The 3,713-nt window shown below is 63.2% G+C and carries 2 protein-coding genes and 1 pseudogene; 1 reads left to right on the forward strand and 2 read right to left on the reverse strand.

Annotation, left to right across the window (positions count from 1 at the left end):
* Both ABD466_RS44180 and ABD466_RS44185 read right to left on the reverse strand, forming a co-directional pair.
* Nucleotides 1–680: pseudogene (locus ABD466_RS44180) on the reverse strand (ABC-three component system protein); the annotation flags it as partial.
* Between the two features lie 174 nt (nucleotides 681–854).
* On the reverse strand, nucleotides 855–1,115 hold the full coding sequence (locus tag ABD466_RS44185; protein WP_344663313.1) for a helix-turn-helix domain-containing protein: 261 nt from the start codon (nucleotides 1,113–1,115) through the stop codon (nucleotides 855–857).
* Between the two features lie 852 nt (nucleotides 1,116–1,967).
* Between ABD466_RS44185 and ABD466_RS44190 the strand changes: the two genes are divergently transcribed.
* On the forward strand, nucleotides 1,968–3,353 hold the full coding sequence (locus ABD466_RS44190) for a competence protein CoiA family protein (protein WP_344663314.1): 1,386 nt from the start codon (nucleotides 1,968–1,970) through the stop codon (nucleotides 3,351–3,353).
* Nucleotides 3,354–3,713: the final 360 nt, after the last annotated feature.

A 3,713-nucleotide genomic window follows, 5' to 3' on the forward strand; every position in this document is an offset into this window, starting at 1 on the left:
CAAGCGACATCACTCCACCTCGCAGCTTGATCACAACAAGCTAAGTGGCATTGGGCCAGAGCCTGGGTGTCCCACCACTGCCAGAGCATGCTCATGAAAACGTCTTCGTGTCCGCTGGGCAGCGCCCAGTTGAGACATGCCCGCGCGGCGGAGTCGACATCTTCGATGTGCGGCGATCTGTCGACCACGCGGATCCGGCGAATAAATGTCTTCTGCGTCGCTGGCGAGAGTGCGAGGAACTGCTTGCGCGTCTTGCGGGTGGCCTCAGCTCCCTCTTCGCCGGCCACCTCCTTGAGCAGCGTGAGAGCTACGGCTTCGTCACGAGACGCGATTCGCAGCGCCGCCATCGCAGAACCCGCGCTCGCCTCTTGCGTAGTGACAAGCGTGAGCGACGGCCCGTCGGTGTCGCCGGGAGAGCCTTCGTCCATCCAGACCTGGATTGTCTTCCAGACGTCTGTAGCTCGATCAGTGAGCGTGCGCTGTGAGTTCTCATGATGTTTGGTTTGCAGAAGTTCGGTCGGAGTGCCTGACTGCTCCCAACCAATATCATCATAAAGTTCGAGGCTGATGGCCGCGTCGGGACGGTCATTGCCGGATCGGAGCAGCTCGACCAGCGCCCACCACGTCTGGTACTGATACCCGATGGCGTTCGGCGCAGCGCTGTGTGATCCCCGGTCCATCCCTTGAGTATCTAGCTCGCAAACTTCCGAGTCTAGGCGACAAACCGGGAGCTCGTGAACTCACCTGTCGCAGAGTCCGTTCGTAGCCGATGCGGCTGGAGCCGAACCACGGGTACGACCTGGTGTCCGAGTCTAGGCGCTGATCGCTGGCCACCGTCGAGACACGAATGCCGATCAGGATGCTGGCTGAGGCGCAGCCCTTGGCTCTGCTTCACCGACCAGGTCGCTCATGGTGGCATTGAGCGCCTGAGCCAGTGCGGCGATCAGCTTCAGCGAGGGGTTGCGCCGTCCGTGCTCGACTCCGATGAGCATGGACCGGCTCAGTCCAGAGCGGTCCGCCAGCACGTCCAGCGACCAGTTCATATCTTCTCTGCGGCGACGTACGCCGAGGCCGAAAGCGAGCAGCATCGGGTCTGGATCGGCGTTGGTGCGCATGACCAGCGACGCAACCGGCTGCCTAATCGCAGCACAGTAGACGATAGTGGACTATTTTTCGCTCATGGACTTTGTGATCAGAAACGCCCTGATGATGGCCTTGCGGCACCGCTGTGCATGTCGACGCTGCTGCCCCTTTTGGATTCGCTTCAGTAGTACGCCGCGCCCTGTCGGACTGGGCGGCCGACCGTGAAGCGCAATCGGCACCGTTGGACAGAAGGTGATGACGGCTGGGACTCCGAGATCACCAGACGGCAGTTCAGGGTGGCGTACATCCACTCAAAAATGTTCCGTCAGCCGGTCGACCGGCCGGCCCTGCTGGCACTTGCGCGGCTGGTACCGCTCGACTTCACCGGCAGACGGCCAGAAGACCGGGCATGGAGGCACGTGCTGGCAAAAGGCGGCGCACCGACTCCCGAGGCGGTCGCCGCGCGGCTGGCTGCGGTCCAGGCGGCAGAAGACCGCCGTCTGCTCCGTACGGTCCCCGGTCCAACGGTCGCCGCATGGATCGACGACTACGTAAGCAGGAACGGCCGCGGCCCGCTACGGGGGGAGGTGGGGCGCGAGATGGGGTGGCCAGCCGGACGTACGGAGCGCATCCTGCCCGCACTGCAGCGCCAAGGGTGGATCAGCATGACCTCGGAACCCCGGTCACTTCGGGCACAGCGCACCGGCCCGGCTGAGGAGGCGACCGCTGCTCTTGCGCCACAGCTAGAGACGGTACGGCGGCCTGAACGGAAATCACCGCCAACTGAGGTATGACCGCTTCCCGGCATACGGCATCGAATCATCGGATAATCCGGACACGCGCGGCCTGTTGTGAACTGGCCTAGCAGGGGCAGATGCATAGTTATGGCCTTCACGGCGATCCACCCCGATGCCGGCCGGATCGACGCCTCGCGAATCGACCTGGGCTGCGGCCTGGATTGGATGCAGATCTACCGCGTCCGACCTCGAATACAGCTGGGTTGCCCGGAGTGCGGTTTCGGCGTTCACGCCAAGGTCTCACCCCGCGGCCTGCGGTACTTCGCGCACGATCCCGGTCGGCCGCCCGAGTGCCAAATGTCCAACGAATCAATCGAACATCACCTCCTCAAGCTGGAGTTGGCCACCGCCATCCGTGCCGCGAACTGGCACGCGGAACTGGAGGTGAGGGCGGAGAACGGATTGTGGCGGGCCGACGTCATGGCGATTTCCACCGACGGAGAACGCCGCATGGCCTGGGAAGCGCAGCTGTCCCCGATCACCAACTTCGATCTTCTGAGTCGCACCGCGCGGTATGCGGACTCGGACATCGACGTGTGCTGGGTCTCGCCGCGCGATGCAGTGCCCTGGCTTGGCGTCGTGCCCGCGATAGGCGTTGCGGAACCCGCCGACGGACTGGGCTGGACCGTCGCAGACGGACTGGCTCGGTTCGACAACCGGAACGGCGCCTGGTTCGTCGTCAAGGACACGGCCCTGGAGACATTCGTGCGCTGGGTCCTCGCCGGCAAGGTGAACACCCATTTCATCCTCGATCGGTACCGACGTATACACCTGGGCGGAAAGCGCCAGGCGCGGCGGAACGAGATATGGACCACCGATAAGTCGGTGCAGCTCGAACGTGCGCACAACGTGATGCGCGAGCGCCAGACGGCGTGGAAGGCCAAGAAGGACCGCGAGGAGCAGGAGGCCGAACGGCGCCGACTGGCTGTCGAAGAGGTCGAACGCGCAGAGGCCGAACGCCTGCGAAAAATCCAGGAGGAAATCCACCAAGCCGAAGCCGCTGAGGCACACCGCCTATGGAAGATCGAGTGGGACACGAAACAGCAGGTACTCGAGGCCGAACGGCTGGCCAAGGAGGAGCAGGAACGACAGGCCGAGGCGCAGCGACAGGAGCGTGATCGGCTTGAACGGGAAGCCGCCGACGGTTGGTGGGCCGAGGTATCCGACGCGCAGTGGCAGGAACTTGTCGCAGGTATCGACAACCACTGTCTGAAACATCTTGGCGGTAGGGCAGCAGTGCACCGGACACCAACCGAGCCAAAATACGCGTTCGGGATTCCAGTCTACGTAGGCGGATGGCTTCGTGGCATCGCACGGCCAAACCCGGGCAGCCTCTACCGGCTAGGCGAAGGCCTACTCGCCTTCGTACGCAGCAAGCGCGAAGCCGAGATGCTTGCAGCTCACGGAAACATCACTCCGGAGCGCATAGTCTGCTTCAACTTGCCCGATCATGAGCAAGTTCAACTCTTCTGAGCTGCAAGGTACTGTTTGGCGTCCAGTAGTCAGCGTGCCGAGGATCGCTACGGTGAGTGAGGCGAGGGTGCGTTATCCGCGCCGAAGCCGCCTTTCGATGCCGTCGGGTTCGTCGCCTCATTCTGTCCGCGCGCGGCTGACATCGTCGACCACGTGGTTGTCGAAGGCAGCGACATCCCCGTCCCGGATCACGGTCGGCTGGTCGTGGCTTGGAACCCCCATCTTCACAACCCGAGCCGAGTGCCAGACCGCCTCTGGTCGCGTTCGATGGGCAGGAACGCACGGTCGCGATGCTGGACCCGCTAAGGATTCCTAACAAAATTGGTATGCCTGACCTGCGGGAATTGAGGCTTATCAGCC

Origin of the sequence: Catenulispora subtropica (assembly GCF_039531675.1) — a bacterium.
Lineage (GTDB): Bacteria > Actinomycetota > Actinomycetes > Streptomycetales > Catenulisporaceae > Catenulispora > Catenulispora subtropica.

Coding starts and splice junctions, on each gene's coding strand:
- ABD466_RS44190 (WP_344663314.1), top strand. CDS start 1,968: ATGGCCTTCACGGCGATCCACCCCGATGCCGGCCGGATCGACGCCTCG.
- ABD466_RS44185 (WP_344663313.1), bottom strand. CDS start 1,115: ATGCGCACCAACGCCGATCCAGACCCGATGCTGCTCGCTTTCGGCCTC.